Source organism: Streptococcus sp. 2100, assembly GCF_013276335.1.
In the GTDB taxonomy this organism is placed as follows: domain Bacteria; phylum Bacillota; class Bacilli; order Lactobacillales; family Streptococcaceae; genus Streptococcus; species Streptococcus pseudopneumoniae.
The window spans coordinates 21,036-37,630 of sequence record NZ_VMKV01000012.1 but is presented as its reverse complement, the minus strand read 5'-3'; the positions used below and the strand labels follow the sequence as shown (position 1 = coordinate 37,630).

Sequence of the window (16,595 nt, the reverse complement as noted above, 5' to 3'; positions counted from 1 at the left end):
TAATATATTTTTAATCTACTTTTACAATCCAACCTTCTGGCGCTGGAATATCACCAAACTGAATACCTGTCAATTCATCATAGAGTTTACGAGTCACAGGACCTACTTCTGTTTCGCTATAGAATACATGGAAATCATTACCGTGTTGAATGCCTCCAATTGGAGAAATAACCGCTGCTGTACCACAGGCACCTGCCTCTACAAAACGGTCAAGGTTATCAATTGGAACATCACCCTCAATAGGAGTTAAACCCAAGCGGTGTTCTGCCAAATAAAGCAAAGAATACTTGGTAATAGATGGCAAGATAGATGGACTCAATGGTGTTACAAATTCATTATCAGCTGTAATTCCAAAGAAGTTAGCTGATCCGACTTCTTCAATCTTTGTATGTGTTGATGGATCTAGGTAGATAACATCTGAGAAATGACGTGACTTGGCCAATTTCCCTGGCAAGAGACTGGCAGCATAGTTTCCACCAACCTTAGCCGCACCTGTACCATTTGGAGCAGCACGGTCATATTCATCCTGAATCAAGAAGTTGGTTGGGACCAAACCACCCTTAAAGTAATTTCCAACTGGCATAGCAAAGATAGTAAAAATATACTCCTCTGCTGGTTTTACCCCGATAATATCTCCGACACCAATCAAAAGAGGGCGAAGATAGAGGGTTCCACCTGTTCCGTATGGTGGTACGTATTCTTCATTGGCACGGACAACTGCTTTACAAGCTTCTACAAACATTTCTGTCGGAACTTGTGGCATCAAGAGACGGTCACATGTCCGTTGCAGGCGTTTGGCATTTTCATCAGGACGGAACAGTTGAACACTGCCATCCTTAGTACGATAAGCTTTCAAACCTTCAAAGGCTTGTTGACCATAGTGAAGACTTGGAGAAGACTCTGAAATATGCAAGGTTGCATCTTCTGTAAGTTCTCCTTGATTCCATTGTCCATTTTTAAAATGAGCAATATAGCGATAAGGTAATTTCATATAGGAGAAACCAAGGTTTTCCCAATCAATCGTTACTGTCATATTCCACTCCTTATTCTAAAAACCTATTTCTTATATTCTACACTATTTTTCTAAAATAGCAAGTATATTTTGTAATTTTCAGAAAATTTCTTCAATAAAAAGAACCAGCTCTTAGAACTGACTCTTCATTTCACTTATTTAGCTTCTGTAAATACTTCTTTAAGATAAGCGTCAAAAACTTCTTCATCTGAAATCGTGTCAGAAATGAAGCTTCCATTGCTAGTGCGTTCTGACAAGTTCAAGTCTTGCAATCGGCTTTCATAGATTGTTCCTTTATTGGATTGGACAAGCAGAATTTGATCGTTCCCGTCCACTTCTGTACTGAAGAGGTCACCAACGAAGCCTTGTTCTGCAACTGCACCAGCCAAGAAGACACGGTGCGGTTTGTTTTTCAACTCACGCAAGACTTGTAGTCCTCGTTTGGCACGGCTGGTTGCCGGAATTTCGTCAATAGAAACACGTTTCAAACTTCCACGTTGGGTCAAGAGGTAGAAGGATGAGGTATTGCAAATAAAGGCAGACTGGAGAACATCATCTTCTTTCAAGTTCATAGCCTTGACCCCTGCAGCCTTGGCACCGACAACCGGAACCTCTTCAATATTGAAACGAAGGGCATAACCGTTTTGGCTAATCAAGACAACATCATCCAATTTAATTGGAGCCACTGCTACAATCTGGTCTGTCTCGTCTTTGAGCTTAGCATACTTGACAGACTTAGTTTTATAGGTCCGCCATGGAGTGAATTCTTTTCGTTCTACCCGTTTGATTTGACCAAGACGAGTAGCTGCAAAATAAGTTGTCGCATCATCAAACTGATCCACAACTTCCACATAAAGGATTTCTTCATTCGTTTCAAAATTGGTAATAGTTTGGCTCAAATGCTCTCCGATGTCCTTCCAGCGAATATCTGCTAATTCATGGATTGGTCTGTAGATGACATTTCCAAGAGTCGTGAACATCAAGAGATGCTGGGTTGTCTTGGCAGATTGAACAAAAATCAAACGGTCGTCATCACGTTTGCCAATTTCCTCTAGCGTTGAAGCCGCAAAGGAACGCGGGCTGGTACGCTTGATGTAACCTGCCTTGGTTACGCTGACGTAGGTATCTTCCTCGGCGATCAGACTAGCTGTATCAATCTCGATTGCTTTCGCAGTGTCTTCTAAAGTACTCAAACGTGGAGTCGCAAATTTCTTCTTGACCTCACGAAGTTCTTTCTTCATGAGATTGTACATGGTCCGTTCATCACCGATAATCGCCGCAAGCATAGCAATCTTTTCACGAAGTTCTGCTTCTTCTTCCTGCAAGACAACTACGTCTGTATTGGTCAAACGGTACAGTTGCAAGGTTACGATAGCCTCAGCCTGTTCTTCCGTAAAATCATAGCTAACTTTGAGGTTTTCCTTGGAGTCAGCCTTATTCTCAGAAGCGCGGATAAGAGCAATGACTTCGTCCAAAATCGAAATCACACGAATCAAACCTTCGACAATATGGAGACGCTTCTCAGCCTTCTCCTTGTCAAAGCGGGAACGAGCCAAAATCACTTCACGACGGTGGGCGATGTAGCTAGACAAGATTGGAACTATCCCAACCTGACGAGGCGTGAAATTGTCAATCGCCACCATATTAAAGTTGTAGTTGATTTGCAGGTCTGTGTATTTGAAGAGATAGTTGAGAACGAGCTCCGTATTAGCGTCTTTTTTGAGCTCAATCGCAATACGAAGACCATCACGGTCAGACTCATCACGAACCTCAGCAATGCCTGCCACCTTGTTATTGACACGAACATCATCGATTTTCTTGACTAGATTGGCCTTGTTGATTTCATAAGGAATCTCAGTAATAACGATTTGTTCCTTACCACCTTTTAGCTTTTCAATTTCAGTCTTGGAACGAACAACCACGCGCCCTTTCCCAGTCTCATAAGCTTTCTTGATTTCATCACGACCCTGAATAATAGCCCCTGTAGGGAAGTCTGGTCCAGGCAAGAATTCCATGAGTTTATCAATCTTTGCAGTTGGGTGGTCAATCATGTAAACTGCAGCATCTATGACCTCAGCTAAATTATGGGGAGGAATGTCTGTGGCATAACCAGCCGAAATCCCAGTCGAACCATTGACCAAGAGGTTTGGAAAGGCTGCTGGCAAGACTGTCGGCTCTTTCTCGGTATCGTCAAAGTTCCAAGCAAAAGGAACAGTCTTTTTATCGATATCTTGAAGAAGGTAGCCAGCAATTTCAGACAAACGCGCCTCAGTATAACGCATAGCCGCAGGCGGATCTCCGTCCATAGAACCGTTGTTACCGTGCATTTCGACCAAAATCTCACGATTTTTCCAGTCCTGTGACATACGAACCATGGCATCATAGATGGAACTGTCACCGTGTGGGTGGAAATTCCCCATGATATTCCCGACAGACTTGGCCGACTTACGATAGCTCTTGTCAAAAGTATTTCCATCTTTATTCATCGAATAAAGAATACGACGCTGAACCGGCTTCAAGCCATCACGAATATCTGGCAAAGCCCGGTCTTGAATAATGTACTTGGAGTAGCGACCAAAGCGCTCTCCCATGATGTCCTCTAGGGACATGTTTTGAATGTTAGACATATAGGATACAGAGCCCGTAAAATACCAAGTGAAAATAGAAAATTCTTGAAGTAAGCAAGCTCACCAGAGAATTTATCTTTTTCACGCATCATTTAGGGCGTGTTCAACTCCTTTCAAAGAATATAGAGTATGTGTAATGATAAAAGGATTAGTCCAATGTTCAGTTACCGTAAGTAACCAAACTATCCTTTCTGTAATTTAATATGTTGCTTCAGTTAACAAGGAATTTCACATAGCATTTAGGGCATGTTCAATTTCTTTCGAAGAATGTAGTGTATTTTTTATGGAAAAAGAAAAAATATAGAGTAAGTGAGTTTCATCCAATTCCTGTATCGCCATTTCCACTTGAAAGTCTACTCCACAAATCCTCGTTTATACTTGATATGACTGGCGATATTGCTATCTACATCTTTCTTATCCCAAAGTTGGAGTTCCCATGGGTAGTAAAAATTACTTTTATTTTTAAAATAGATATGAATACCGACATAGCCATCTTTATCACGTAAATACCAGTTTTTTAGTCCGTACAGCTCTTGCCAATCATCTAGTTTCTCCATAACTTGAGCTATCTCTTTGGAACTTAAAATCATACGAGCACCAAAAATATCATTAAGAATTGAATTCACAGGATAGCCCTCTTGACGCTCTGAAAAACGTGTAATTTTATCTAAAATAGACTCAGAAGTTTTGACACGATAAACATAGGCAATATCTTGGACATCCGCTTTCATCAGATAATCATTAATTGACTCATGTAAATTCAGACGGTAGGCCAAAATCGCTTTAGTCGGAACTTTTGAAAAGGTATGCTTGAGATTGATTTTTTCCACCTTACCCGTTTCAAAATAATCTTTAGAATATTCTCGATGAATACGATTAATCTCTGTAATGAGGCGTTCCACTTTTTCAATCATGAGTCTTCTCCTCTCGCTTTTTCATTTTTCCAGTTATTCCCAAACTTCTTCACTCTTTCCTTAGCATACTCAATCATCTTCTCAGCCACTTCTTTATCGTAGTCAAATCCCATTTTTTGAGCAAGAAATTGAGCTTCTTGGTGGAAAAGTTGCATCGTAGCCAATAAAGACTGAGTAATTTTATCTATACTTGAAAAATCAAGCAAATCTGAGAATTCCTTTTCTTTATCAGTGGGTAAATAGTTAAAAAGATACTTATAATTCTTGCCGACGTCTACTGTTCCCTTATCACTTGCGACCTGCCAAGCCAAGATTTTCAAGAGTTCTTGTTGGCAAATACCATAGAGATGGTCAGTAGCATAGAATACCTGCTTGCGACAAATCCCTTTGACAACGTAGGCTGACACCCACCAAAATTCATTACAGGAATTTTTAAAATCCGTTTCAGTAGCTGGGGTTATCCAGTGACGCTTTGGACTGGGAGAATAGGACTCAAATAAGTCCTTCTCATCTTCCAAAACTATGAATTTCGACTCGCTATCTACCCATTCTTTCATGTGTTCTTTAGGACATAGGGTTAAATCAATGCGGTTACCATCCTCAAAGAGCATGAGATAAAGATGTCGCTGGTCAAGTAGGACATGCTGTTCAATCAGGCGTTTGCCAAAATGCTCCAACCAAGAAAGGTCACTCGTCAGATTATCTAAATCATCCACGACATAGACCACGTCATAGTCTTGAAATTCATCTTTTAGGGCCTTTGGATTTGCCCGTGAACCAGACATGGCGACAGCTTTAACTTGTAAAGTTTTGGCAGTTTGTAAAATCAGATTTAGCATTTCTGTCTCAGCTCTCATGTCAGTACCTTCTCATTTTATAGATTACTAGGTGTCTACTTCTTCTTACTGGATAGTTTTTATATTATAATTCCCTTGTCTTGTAAAGACTGTATCCTTCGTAGTAGTATGAAGCATCTACTCCCTTAAAGAAACTGGTCTGACTGAGGTCATCCGTCAAGTTATTGAGGAGTAAATACTTGAGTTCTCCAGTCGATACTGCACTACGCTTCATGGCATTCAGGTATTCATCCTTATCAATGGCGTTCCAATCTACCACCTTACCCAGCTTCTCACGAAGCATACAATCTAGCCAAATCCGCATGGCGCGTCCATTTCCCTCACGGAAAGGATGGGCAATATTCATATCCGCATACTTATCAACCACTTGATCAAAATTGTCATGAGGAAGTTTGTCAATATACTGTAAGGATTGCTCTAAAAAAATACGGGGGGCAAATTGAAAGTTATCCTTTGCAATATTGACATCACGGATTTTTCCAGCGAAATCATAGATACCTGAAAAAAGATAGTGGTGAATAGCTGACAGCCCTGCAAATGTCCCAACTTCCATCTTGAACAAGTCTCCTGTCTGAAAAAGCAGGGCGGCTTGTTTTTTTGTCAGTTTTTCTTCTGCATCTGCCAGCTGGGCTGAGTTTGTAATGCCTAGTTTATTTTCCAATACCATATCTTCCCCTTATTAACGCCATTTTGTTATGAAATCATGTTCTATCAAAACCTAAATAAGTTGAAAATCCTAGAAGATAGATCACTCTTGCAACTGCCAATTCACTATCATCTTCAATATTTCCTTCTGCTTTCATAATGATTTCTTCAAAAACAGTATCATTTGGCACGATCTCTGTTCCCATTTTTTCTACTGCCTTCTCAGCTACTGATGGTAAATTCATACACATCTTATAAAAGGCATCTTTTTCACCCGTTACCATGAAATAAAATTGATCCAGGCTAACTCTACGAATAAATTTGTGACCAACTTTTTCCCCGTCAACTTTAGGTTCCCATTTAATATTTTGAGATTGCTTTGAAATTGCTTCGACCAAGAAACAGGCACAATCGTCATCCTTCAATAACTGATTTTGCATCTTGATAAAAGTCTTCCCTGATGATGCAGAATTCATAGTATTGTGTTTATTTTTCATTTCAACATAAATTCTACTTACACGCGAACCATCAGGTAAAGAAATTCCTTCTGGATTCTCATATATAACATCCCAGCCACCTTCTTTTCCATTATCTGGGACACGACAATTCTTCATATATCTGAAAATAGTTTGATGGAAATAGCCAATATCATTATTATTTGATTTATCTCTTTGGCGAAAAATTTCATTACTAATAATTTCATCCCAAGAACTACGATAAACCGACTTATCAAAAATTAATTTTACAGGATCTACAATATTCTTATTAAATCGTTTCAAATCAAAAGATTTCAATTTTTCACCATACTTCGAAATAGTATCCTGAACATGTTTTAAAAAATCTTCTTCACTAATAAAATCTACATCCCAAGTCATAATTGCTCCAAACTTTCTTTTATCTTTATCCCCACTTCATAAGCCAAGTTAACTGGAACAGCATTCCCCACTTGCTTATATTGATTTCCTATGCTCCCTTGGAATATCCAATCATCTGGAAAACTTTGAATGCGAGCATTTTCACGAACTGTAAAAGGACGAGCCTCCAATGGATGGCAACGTTCTGTTTGTTTTTGGGTAGGAGATGTTAAAACTGTTAAAGATGGTTCATCTAAACTCATTCTTCTCAAAATACCTGTCCTGCCCCCAGTCATATCCCAAGTTGACTTCATATACTCTTTTGCAATATCTTCTGGAATATCACGCCAATAGCCACCTGGGGGAACTAATTCAAAAATTTTTCTCTTGTAATCAGAATATTGTGCACCAACACTAGGCGGACTATCTAATAATATATCTCTCAATACTGGCTTATATTCATGTGGTTCTGGATAATCAAACGAAATAATATCAGCTAAGTCATTTCTAACCCCAACCATAATCATACGTTCACGTTTCTGAGCCACTCCATAATCCCAGGCATTTAAAACCTTCCATTTAACCGTGTAACCTTCATCCGAAAAAATATCCATAATAGTTCGAAATGTTTTTCCATGATCATGAGAAACTAGGCCACGTACATTTTCAAAAACAAACATTTTCGGTTGAAGTTTATTTAGAAATATTGCATAGTGGTAGAATAATGTACCTCGAGCATCCTCTAAACCTAAACGTTTCCCAGCATAAGAAAAAGCTTGACAGGGAGCACCTCCGCTCAACAGTTCTAGTTCTCCCTTTTTTATATTAAAATATTCCTCCAAATCAAGAGATGAAATATTTGCAATATCATCATGAATGACATTCCAACTAGGTCTGTTGTGTTTCAATGTTGCCGCTGCTGCTTTATCAAACTCAATCAAACCAATGGCTTCGAATCCAGCTTTTTCTATTCCAAGTGCCAAACCACCTGCACCTGCAAATAATTCAATAACTCTCACTCTTATTTCCTCTTTAAACTAACTTAAAACACTGTCGCTTCTTCCAGCGTAAACTTGACATTGTCCTCAATCCACTTACGGCGTGGTTCAACCTTGTCTCCCATGAGGATATTGACACGACGTTCGGCGCGTGCTAGATCTTCGATGGTGACACGTATGAGGGTACGGGTTTCTGGATTCATGGTTGTTTCCCAGAGCTGGTCCGCATTCATCTCACCAAGACCTTTATAACGTTGGAGTGTAGCACCTTTACCGAACTGCTTGCGGAGTTCTTCTAGCTCTCCATCCGTCCAAGCGTAGGCTACTTCTTCTTTCTTGCCTTTACCTTTTGACATCTTGTAAAGAGGCGGAAGGGCGATGTAGACATGACCTGCCTCAACTAGGGGACGCATGTAGCGGTAGAAAAATGTCAAGAGTAAAGTCTGAATGTGGGCACCGTCGGTGTCCGCATCGGTCATGATAATGATCTTATCATAGTTGGTATCTTCAATAGAGAAGTCTGCTCCAACACCTGCACCGATGGTATAAATCATGGTATTGATTTCCTCATTTTTTAGGATATCCGCCATCTTGGCCTTGGCTGTATTGATAACCTTACCACGAAGAGGTAGGATAGCCTGGAATTTACGATCACGACCTTGTTTGGCAGAACCACCGGCAGAGTCCCCCTCGACTAGATAGAGTTCATTCTTAGCTGGATTCTTGGACTGGGCTGGGGTTAATTTACCAGACAGCAATCCCTTATCTTTCTTATTTTTCTTGCCATTTCGGCTCTCATCACGTGCCTTACGGGCTGCCTCACGAGCATCACGGGCCTTGATAGCCTTGCGAATGAGATTAGAAGCCAATTCCCCATTTTCCATAAGGAAGAAGGTCAACTTATCTGCCACAATTCCATCCACAACTGGGCGGGCAAGAGGGCTTCCTAGTTTGTCCTTGGTCTGTCCTTCAAACTGGAGGTGTTCTTCAGGGACTAGAATAGAGAGAACGGCTGCTAGCCCCTCACGATAGTCTGATCCTTCAAGGTTTTTATCTTTTTCCTTGAGAAGACCTGTCTTACGCGCGTAGTCGTTCATAACCTTGGTAATAGCGGACTTGAGTCCTGTCTCGTGCGTTCCACCGTCCTTGGTGCGAACGTTATTAACAAAGGACAAAATATTATCTGAAAATCCGTCATTGTACTGGAGGGCCACTTCCACTTGAAAACCATTGTCTTCCCCTTCAAAGTAAAGAACCGGCGTCAATGTTTCCTTGTCTTCGTTCAGATAAGAAACAAAGTCCTGCACCCCATTCTCATAGTGGAATTCAATCGCTTCATCTGTTCGTTTATCAGTCAAAGACAAGGTCACATTTTTCAAAAGAAAGGCTGATTCATTGAGGCGTTCTGAAATGGTATTGTATTTGAAGTCTGTCGTAGAAAAGATAGTCGCATCAGGCATGAAGGTAACCTTGGTACCTGTTTTAGTCTTGGGTGCAGTACCGATTTTCTTCAAGGTCGTGACAGGTTTTCCACCATTTTCAAAACGTTGCTTATAGATTGCCCCGTCACGGATAATTTCAACTTCTAACCAACTAGAAAGGGCATTAACAACGGAAGAACCCACCCCGTGCAGACCACCTGATGTCTTATAACCACCTTGACCGAATTTCCCTCCGGCGTGAAGAATGGTAAAGATAACCTCAACAGTTGGAATTCCCATAGCGTGCATACCAGTTGGCATCCCACGTCCATGGTCTTGAACCGTTAAACTGCCATCTTTATTGATGGTCACATCAATACGGTCACCAAATCCAGACAAGGCTTCATCGACAGCATTATCGACGATTTCCCAGACTAGGTGGTGGAGCCCAGCGCCATCGGTCGATCCGATATACATCCCTGGACGTTTTCGGACCGCATCCAACCCTTCTAGCACCTGAATGGCATCATCATTATAATTATTAATATTGATTTCCTTTTTTGACACAAGGAACCTCCTATTCGTTCATCTTTACTATTCTACAGGTTTTCCAAGGATTTTGCAAAATTTTTCTTTCTCCGCTGTGACAATTTCAGAAGAGATTCTCTGCCTTTCTTCTCCATTTCATGATATAATAGGAGTATGATTACAATAGTTTTATTAATCCTAGCCTATTTGCTGGGTTCGATTCCGTCTGGTCTCTGGATTGGACAAGTATTCTTTCAAATCAATCTGCGTGAACACGGTTCTGGAAATACTGGAACAACCAATACTTTCCGCATTTTAGGTAAGAAAGCTGGTATGACGACCTTTGTGATTGACTTTTTCAAAGGAACTCTAGCAACGCTTCTTCCAATTATGTTTCATCTGCAAGGCGTTTCGCCTCTCATCTTTGGACTTTTGGCTGTTATTGGCCATACCTTCCCTATCTTTGCAGGATTTAAGGGTGGTAAGGCTGTCGCAACCAGTGCTGGAGTGGTTTTCGGATTTGCGCCTGTCTTCTGTCTCTACCTTGCAGTTGTTTTCTTTGGAACCCTCTATCTTGGTAGTATGATTTCACTATCTAGTGTCACAGCATCTATCGCAGCCGTTATCGGAGTTCTACTCTTTCCACTTGTTGGTTTTATCCTGAGTCACTATGACCCTCTCTTCATCGCTATTATCCTAGCACTTGCTAGTTTGATTATCATTCGTCATAAGGACAATATCGCTCGTATCAAAAACAAGACTGAAAATTTGGTCCCTTGGGGATTAAACTTAACCCATCAAAATTCTAAAAAATAAACGCCAGTTTGAACAGAACTGACGTTTTTTTGTATACTTATTTTGATTTGATATAGTTGATACCATCTGCTTTTGGTGCAACTGCTTTTCCAAAGAAGGCTGCCAAGACAAGAATTGTCAAAACATAAGGTGCGATTTGAAGATAAACCGCAGGCACACCTTGTAGGAACGGTAATTGAGAACCGATAACAGCCAAACTTTGTGAAAGTCCAAAGAAAAGACTAGAAAGCATGGCTCCGATTGGATTCCATTTTCCAAAAATCATAGCAGCAAGGGCGATAAATCCAGGTCCAACAATAGTTGTCACTGAGAAGTTAACTGAGATTGATTGAGCATAAATCGCTCCGCCAATTCCACCTAGGAAACCTGAAATAATAACCCCTAAATATCTCATCTTGTAGACATTGATTCCCAACGTGTCCGCTGCTTGAGGATGTTCACCAACAGAGCGGAGACGAAGACCAAAGCGAGTTTTGAAGAGAATAAACCAAGCAAGGAACGAGAAGGCAATCGCCAAGTAACCAAGAAGGCTAGTTGACTTGAAGAAGATATCACCGATTACTGGGATATTTGCCAAGACTGGGAAATCAAAGCGTCCAAAAGTCTGACTTAGGTTGTCGGTTTGTCCTTTGTTATAAAGGACTTTCACTAAGAAAACAGCCAAGGCTGGCGCCATCAAGTTCAATACCGTACCGCTGATAACATGGTCTGCACGGAAATGCACCGTCGCAGCTGCGTGAATGATAGAAAAGATTCCCCCTACCAATCCTGCTACAAGCAAGGATAGCCATGGAGTTGCTGCTCCAAATTGTTCTGCAAATTCAAGGTTAAAGACAACTCCAGAAAAGGCACCCATAACCATAATTCCTTCAAGACCGACGTTTACCACACCACCACGTTCAGAGAAAACACCACCAATACTTGTAAAGATGAGGGGTGCTGAATAAATCAGCATAGAAGACACCAAGAGGGTGAGCAAGGTTGTAATAGACATCTTTACTTACCTCCTTTAACTTGTTTTTTCGGTTTGACAAAGCGTTCGATAAGGTAATGAACACTGACAAAGAAGATAATAGACGCTGTTACAATGCTAACAAGCTCAGACGGTACCTGCGCCGCATTCATACCAGGAGCTCCAACTTGGAGAACACCAAATAGAAAGGCTGCAAAGAGAATACCAATTGGTGAGTTGGCCGCAAGCAGACTAACCGCCATCCCGTTAAATCCAACAGCCAATGACGCCCCTTGAACATAGACATTCTGGAAGGTTCCAAGTCCTTCAACAGCTCCACCAAGACCTGCCAAGGCACCTGAAATAATCATTGATAGGATAATCGTTCGTTTTGCAGAAATACCAGCGTATTCTGAAGCATGTGGATTAAGACCAACAGCACGGATTTCAAAACCAAGGGTTGTTTTCTTGAGCATGAACCAAATAACTGCAACAGCAATGATGGCAAAGAAAATACCAATATTCATCCGCGAATTACCAGTCAACTCAGCCAACCAAGGGGTCTGATAGGTTGCATTAGCCCCAACACGAATGGTCGAATCTGTACTTTGCATAAAGTCTTTAGGGAAGGCATGGATAAAGGCATTCCCTACATACAAGACAATGTAGTTCATCATGATGGTTACGATAACCTCTGAAGTCCCGAGATAAGCTCTCAAAACACCTGGAATAGCTCCGACAATCCCACCAGCAATCAAAGCAATCACGATAGTTGCTAGAATCATCAAGGGACGTGGCATATCTGGATGCGACAGGGCAAACCAACCACTGAGAATCCAACCTGCCAAAGCCTGACCAGGAAGCCCAACGTTAAAGAAACCTGCACGACTGGCAACAGCAAATCCAAGACCAATCAAGACCAAAGGCCCCATTGCACGGAAGATTTCTCCAATCCCACGCAGGCTACCAAAGGCTGTATAGAACAATTCTTCGTAGCCCCAAATAGCATCATAGCCGAAGATCCACATGACAATGGCTCCAAGTAAAATTCCAAGGAAGACAGAGATCAAGGGAACCGAAATTTGTTGTAATTTTTTAGACATCACTCTTCTCCTTTCCCAAGTTTCCACCAGCCATCAAGACACCAAGTTCTTGTTTATTGGTTGTTTCTGGTGACACAATACCTTGAATCTTACCATCATGAATAACGGCAATACGGTCTGAGACGTTTAAAATCTCATCCAATTCAAAGCTGACAACTAGAACAGCCTTACCATTATCACGCTCTTCAATCAAGCGCTTGTGGATATATTCAATGGCACCGACATCCAACCCACGAGTTGGCTGGCTGACGATAAGGAGATCAGGATCACGATCAATTTCACGAGCAATAATTGCTTTTTGTTGATTTCCTCCTGAAAGTGCAGCTGCAGGAACAAATTCACTGGCAGCACGAACATCAAATTCTTCCATTAGCTTTTTAGCATAAGAAGTAATATTTGAATAGTTCAAAATTCCATTTTTACTATGTGGTTCTTTGTAGTAGGTTTGAAGGGCAATATTTTCAGAAATCATCATCTCTAAAATCAAACCATCACGGTGACGGTCTTCTGGAACGTGCCCAACACTTAGCTCTGTAATTTGTCGTGGATGCAAGCCTACAATTGAATCTCCTTTTAGCTCAATGCTACCAGATTCAACCTTGCGAAGACCTGTGATGGCTTGAATCAGTTCAGACTGACCATTTCCATCAATCCCCGCAATTCCAACAATCTCTCCAGCACGAACATCCAAGGACAGATTTTTCACAGCTGGGACACCGCGGTTTTCATTGACCACCAAGTCTGTAATAGACAAGACCACTTCTTTTGGTTGAGAGGCTTGTTTCTCCGTTTTAAAGGAAACAGAACGTCCCACCATCATTTCTGCCAAATCAGCATTGGTAGCCCCTGCAATTTCGACGGTTTCAATTGATTTCCCACGACGGATAACTGTAACGCGGTCAGAAACTGCGCGAATCTCGTCCAACTTGTGGGTGATCAAGATAATTGATTTTCCTTCTTTGACAAGATTTTTCATAATAGCCATCAACTCATCAATTTCTGATGGAGTCAAAACAGCCGTTGGTTCGTCAAAGATAAGGATATCAGCCCCCCGATAAAGGGTTTTTAAAATTTCTACACGTTGTTGGGCTCCGACTGAGATGTCTGCTACCTTGGCAGAAGGGTCAACAGCTAAGCCATAACGTTCAGAAAGAGCCTTGATTTCTTTGCTAGCTCCAGCAATATCTAGTACACCATTTTTAGTCAATTCACTTCCTAAAATGATGTTTTCAGCCACCGTGAAAGCTTCTACCAACATAAAGTGCTGGTGAACCATTCCGATTCCCAAGCCAGCTGCTTTAGATGGTGAATCGAGATTGACAACTTGACCGTTGACCGCGATTTCACCACTAGTTGGTTCAAGAAGTCCTGCTAACATGTTCATGAGCGTGGACTTTCCAGCCCCATTTTCTCCTAAAAGTGCATGAATTTCACCCTTTCGTAGGTGCAGGTTGATGTTGTCGTTGGCAACAAATTCGCCAAACACCTTGGTAATATCACGCATCTCTATGACATTTTCGTGTGCCATGTGCTCTTCCTTTCAGAGTCTTATTTTATTTCAATAAAACTTGCTAGTTTGTCTAGTAGCAAGCTTTACTGAGACAAAATGACTTTGTCTCAACTCTTAAAAAAGCGACCGAGGGCCGCTTCCTAAGAAATGACTTCCATCCATTATTTTGCAGGAACTTTTACGCTTCCATCAAGGATTTTAGCTTTAGCATCTTCGACAGCTTTTTTACCTTCTTCTGAAAGGTTTGTTACTGCCAAGTCAACCCCTTTATCTTTCAATGAGTAAACGATCACTTGACCGCCAGGGAATTCACCTTTTTCTGCCTTGTTAGAAATATCTTTTACAGTTGTACCAACTTGTTTCAAAGTAGATGCAAGAACAAAGTTTGATTCTTTGCCATCTTTAGAAGTGTATTTACCTTCTGCTTCTTGGTCACGGTCAACACCGATAACCCAAACTTTTTCATTTTCAGGACGGCTTTCGTTGAGTGATTTTGCTTCTGCAAAGACACCAGCACCTGTACCACCAGCTACTTGGTAAACAATATCTGCACCAGCTGCGTATTGTGCTGCTGCAATTGTTTTACCTTTAGCAGCATCACCAAATGAACCAGCATAGTCAACTTGTACTTTGATAGATGGGTCTACTGAGGCAACACCTGCCTTGAAACCAGATTCAAAACGAGAGATAACTTCTGACTCCTGTCCACCTACAAAACCAACTTGTTTTGTTTTAGTTGTTTTGGCTGCAGCTACACCTGCAAGGTAACCTGACTCATTATCAGCGAAAGTTACGCTCGCAACATTCTTTTTATCTTTAATCACATCATCAATCAAGACATAGTTCAAGTCAGAATGTTCTTTAGCTGCTTCTTCAACCGCATTGTGAAGGGCAAAACCAACACCGAAGATTAGGTTGTAACTTCCAGCCGCTTGTTGCAAGTTGTTAGCGTAGTCAGCTTCACTTGTTGATTGGAAGTAAGTGAAACCGTTATCTTTTGAAAGATTGTGTTCTTTACCCCAAGCCTGCAAACCTTCCCAAGCTGATTGGTTGAATGATTTATCATCAACACCACCAGTATCAGTGACGATTGCTGCTTTTGTCTTCACATCAGAAGATGAATCTGCCTTACGAGAAGAGCGGTTACCACATGCAGCAAGTCCAACTGCTGCCACTGCTACTAGGCCAAGACCTAGCCATTGTTTCTTGTTCATTACTGAACCTCCTAAATAAGATGTGCAACGATGTTGCAAGTATGGATTGGTTGGCCACAAGGACCGTGCCACTCAGAGAGCGACTCAGACTAAGTTAAGTCTGTAAAAGAGTATGGAAGTAACTCCCCGACCGTCATCTCGACCGTCGATTTATCTTTTGCGACTAAGGTCACTTTTAGATCTTGTTCAAAAAATTCGACCATTACTTGGCGACAAGCACCACATGGTGAGATTGGTTTTTCAGTCTGTCCATAGACAATCAATTCTGAAAACTCTCTTTGTCCTTCAGATATAGCCTTAAAAATGGCTGTTCTCTCACCGCAATTGGTCAAAGGATAGCTAGCATTTTCGATATTCACTCCCGTGTAAACACTTCCGTCTTTGGCTACTAAAACTGCTCCGATAGGAAAGTGAGAATAGGGGACATAGGCTTTCTTGCTGGTTTCAATTGCCAGTTCAATCAACTCAGTAGTCGCCATCTGCCAATTCTCCTTTTAGAATTGCTACTCCAGCTGACGTTCCGATACGGGTCGCACCTGCTTCGACAAAGGCAAGAGCATCCTCATAAGAACGAGCTCCACCAGCAGCCTTGACACCCATATCAGACCCAACTGTTTCACGCATCAATTGAACATCTGCTATCGTAGCGCCACCAGTTGAAAAGCCAGTAGATGTTTTAACAAAATCAGCTCCTGCTTTTTGGGCTAATTGACAAGCCACAACTTTTTCTTGATCTGTCAGAAGGCAAGCTTCAATAATGACTTTCACTAACTTGTCACCACTTGCTTCTACAACAGCACGGATGTCCGATTCAACCAAGGCTAAATTACCTGATTTGAGAGCCCCAACATTGATCACCATATCAATCTCATCTGCACCATTTTGGATAGCTTCTTTTGTCTCAAAAGCTTTCACAGTTGAAGTTGTTGCTCCCAAAGGGAAACCTACTACTGTGCAGACCTTGACATCTGTGCCTTCAAGCTCTTTTTTAGCATGTTCAACCCAGGTCGGATTAACGCAAACACTGGCAAAATCATACTCTCTAGCCTCAGACAACAAACAATCAATTTGATTTTCTGTTGCATCTTGTTTTAAAAGCGTATGATCGATATATTTATTTAATTTCATATTCGGATTCTCCTGC

The 16,595-nt window shown here is 41.3% G+C and carries 15 protein-coding genes; 1 reads left to right on the top strand and 14 read right to left on the bottom strand.

Going from position 1 to position 16,595, the window contains the following annotated elements; translation table 11 throughout:
• Positions 1–10 precede the first annotated feature (10 nt).
• From HT669_RS01860 to parE, 8 genes are all read right to left on the bottom strand, one after another.
• Positions 11–1,033 (bottom strand): branched-chain amino acid aminotransferase, encoded by a 1,023-nt coding sequence (locus HT669_RS01860; protein WP_023936685.1) that lies wholly within the window; start codon positions 1,031–1,033, stop codon positions 11–13.
• Between the two features lie 134 nt (positions 1,034–1,167).
• Positions 1,168–3,639, bottom strand: a complete 2,472-nt coding sequence (gene parC, locus HT669_RS01855; protein ID WP_078929788.1) for a DNA topoisomerase IV subunit A — start codon at positions 3,637–3,639, stop codon at positions 1,168–1,170.
• Between the two features lie 353 nt (positions 3,640–3,992).
• The gene (locus HT669_RS01850) at positions 3,993–4,553 is read right to left on the bottom strand and encodes a GTP pyrophosphokinase (protein ID WP_050222938.1); all 561 of its coding nucleotides are present in this window, start codon (positions 4,551–4,553) and stop codon (positions 3,993–3,995) included.
• Positions 4,550–5,410 carry an aminoglycoside 6-adenylyltransferase gene (locus tag HT669_RS01845; protein ID WP_050222937.1) on the bottom strand — a complete coding sequence of 287 codons (861 nt, stop codon included), beginning with the start codon at positions 5,408–5,410 and terminating at the stop codon, positions 4,550–4,552. Before HT669_RS01845 ends, HT669_RS01850 begins: the two co-directional genes overlap by 4 nt.
• Before the next feature lie 64 nt (positions 5,411–5,474).
• Positions 5,475–6,077: a Fic family protein gene (locus tag HT669_RS01840; RefSeq protein ID WP_050222936.1), complete on the bottom strand. Its 603-nt coding sequence runs from the start codon at positions 6,075–6,077 to the stop codon at positions 5,475–5,477.
• Positions 6,078–6,111: 34 nt separating this feature from the next.
• The gene (locus HT669_RS01835) at positions 6,112–6,930 is read right to left on the bottom strand and encodes an Eco47II family restriction endonuclease (protein ID WP_050222935.1); all 819 of its coding nucleotides are present in this window, start codon (positions 6,928–6,930) and stop codon (positions 6,112–6,114) included.
• On the bottom strand, positions 6,927–7,928 hold the full coding sequence (locus HT669_RS01830) for a DNA cytosine methyltransferase (protein WP_050207868.1): 1,002 nt from the start codon (positions 7,926–7,928) through the stop codon (positions 6,927–6,929). The genes HT669_RS01835 and HT669_RS01830 overlap by 4 nt, the downstream gene beginning before the upstream one ends.
• A gap of 23 nt (positions 7,929–7,951) precedes the next feature.
• The gene (gene parE / locus HT669_RS01825; protein ID WP_050207869.1) at positions 7,952–9,895 is read right to left on the bottom strand and encodes a DNA topoisomerase IV subunit B; all 1,944 of its coding nucleotides are present in this window, start codon (positions 9,893–9,895) and stop codon (positions 7,952–7,954) included.
• 135 nt (positions 9,896–10,030) lie between these two features.
• On the opposite strand from parE, the gene plsY reads away from it, so the two are divergent.
• On the top strand, positions 10,031–10,672 hold the full coding sequence (gene plsY, locus HT669_RS01820) for a glycerol-3-phosphate 1-O-acyltransferase PlsY (protein WP_023936666.1): 642 nt from the start codon (positions 10,031–10,033) through the stop codon (positions 10,670–10,672).
• A gap of 37 nt (positions 10,673–10,709) precedes the next feature.
• Here plsY and HT669_RS01815 read toward each other — a convergent pair whose 3' ends face one another.
• The 6 genes from HT669_RS01815 to deoC form a co-directional block, all read right to left on the bottom strand.
• Positions 10,710–11,666: an ABC transporter permease gene (locus tag HT669_RS01815; RefSeq protein ID WP_172922024.1), complete on the bottom strand. Its 957-nt coding sequence runs from the start codon at positions 11,664–11,666 to the stop codon at positions 10,710–10,712.
• Between the two features lie 2 nt (positions 11,667–11,668).
• Complete coding sequence (locus HT669_RS01810) at positions 11,669–12,727, bottom strand: ABC transporter permease (protein WP_050207870.1); 1,059 nt, start codon at positions 12,725–12,727, stop codon at positions 11,669–11,671.
• The gene (locus HT669_RS01805; protein ID WP_000929841.1) at positions 12,720–14,255 is read right to left on the bottom strand and encodes an ABC transporter ATP-binding protein; all 1,536 of its coding nucleotides are present in this window, start codon (positions 14,253–14,255) and stop codon (positions 12,720–12,722) included. Before HT669_RS01805 ends, HT669_RS01810 begins: the two co-directional genes overlap by 8 nt.
• Before the next feature lie 143 nt (positions 14,256–14,398).
• A complete protein-coding gene (locus HT669_RS01800; RefSeq protein WP_050222932.1) occupies positions 14,399–15,451 on the bottom strand; it encodes a BMP family protein in 1,053 nt (350 codons plus the stop codon).
• Between the two features lie 89 nt (positions 15,452–15,540).
• A complete protein-coding gene (locus tag HT669_RS01795) occupies positions 15,541–15,930 on the bottom strand; it encodes a cytidine deaminase (protein WP_050207872.1) in 390 nt (129 codons plus the stop codon).
• The gene (deoC, locus tag HT669_RS01790) at positions 15,917–16,579 is read right to left on the bottom strand and encodes a deoxyribose-phosphate aldolase (protein ID WP_050207873.1); all 663 of its coding nucleotides are present in this window, start codon (positions 16,577–16,579) and stop codon (positions 15,917–15,919) included. Before deoC ends, HT669_RS01795 begins: the two co-directional genes overlap by 14 nt.
• Positions 16,580–16,595 lie beyond the last annotated feature (16 nt).

Bases quoted from the DNA above. Each gene is read 5' to 3' on its own strand.
- HT669_RS01860 (WP_023936685.1), bottom strand. From the start codon at position 1,033: ATGACAGTAACGATTGATTGGGAAAACCTTGGTTTCTCCTATATGAAA.
- parC (WP_078929788.1), bottom strand. From the start codon at position 3,639: ATGTCTAACATTCAAAACATGTCCCTAGAGGACATCATGGGAGAGCGC.
- HT669_RS01850 (WP_050222938.1), bottom strand. From the start codon at position 4,553: ATGATTGAAAAAGTGGAACGCCTCATTACAGAGATTAATCGTATTCAT.
- HT669_RS01845 (WP_050222937.1), bottom strand. From the start codon at position 5,410: ATGAGAGCTGAGACAGAAATGCTAAATCTGATTTTACAAACTGCCAAA.
- HT669_RS01840 (WP_050222936.1), bottom strand. From the start codon at position 6,077: ATGGTATTGGAAAATAAACTAGGCATTACAAACTCAGCCCAGCTGGCA.
- HT669_RS01835 (WP_050222935.1), bottom strand. From the start codon at position 6,930: ATGACTTGGGATGTAGATTTTATTAGTGAAGAAGATTTTTTAAAACAT.
- plsY (WP_023936666.1), top strand. From the start codon at position 10,031: ATGATTACAATAGTTTTATTAATCCTAGCCTATTTGCTGGGTTCGATT.
- HT669_RS01815 (WP_172922024.1), bottom strand. From the start codon at position 11,666: ATGTCTATTACAACCTTGCTCACCCTCTTGGTGTCTTCTATGCTGATT.
- HT669_RS01810 (WP_050207870.1), bottom strand. From the start codon at position 12,727: ATGTCTAAAAAATTACAACAAATTTCGGTTCCCTTGATCTCTGTCTTC.
- HT669_RS01805 (WP_000929841.1), bottom strand. From the start codon at position 14,255: ATGGCACACGAAAATGTCATAGAGATGCGTGATATTACCAAGGTGTTT.
- HT669_RS01800 (WP_050222932.1), bottom strand. From the start codon at position 15,451: ATGAACAAGAAACAATGGCTAGGTCTTGGCCTAGTAGCAGTGGCAGCA.
- HT669_RS01795 (WP_050207872.1), bottom strand. From the start codon at position 15,930: ATGGCGACTACTGAGTTGATTGAACTGGCAATTGAAACCAGCAAGAAA.
- deoC (WP_050207873.1), bottom strand. From the start codon at position 16,579: ATGAAATTAAATAAATATATCGATCATACGCTTTTAAAACAAGATGCA.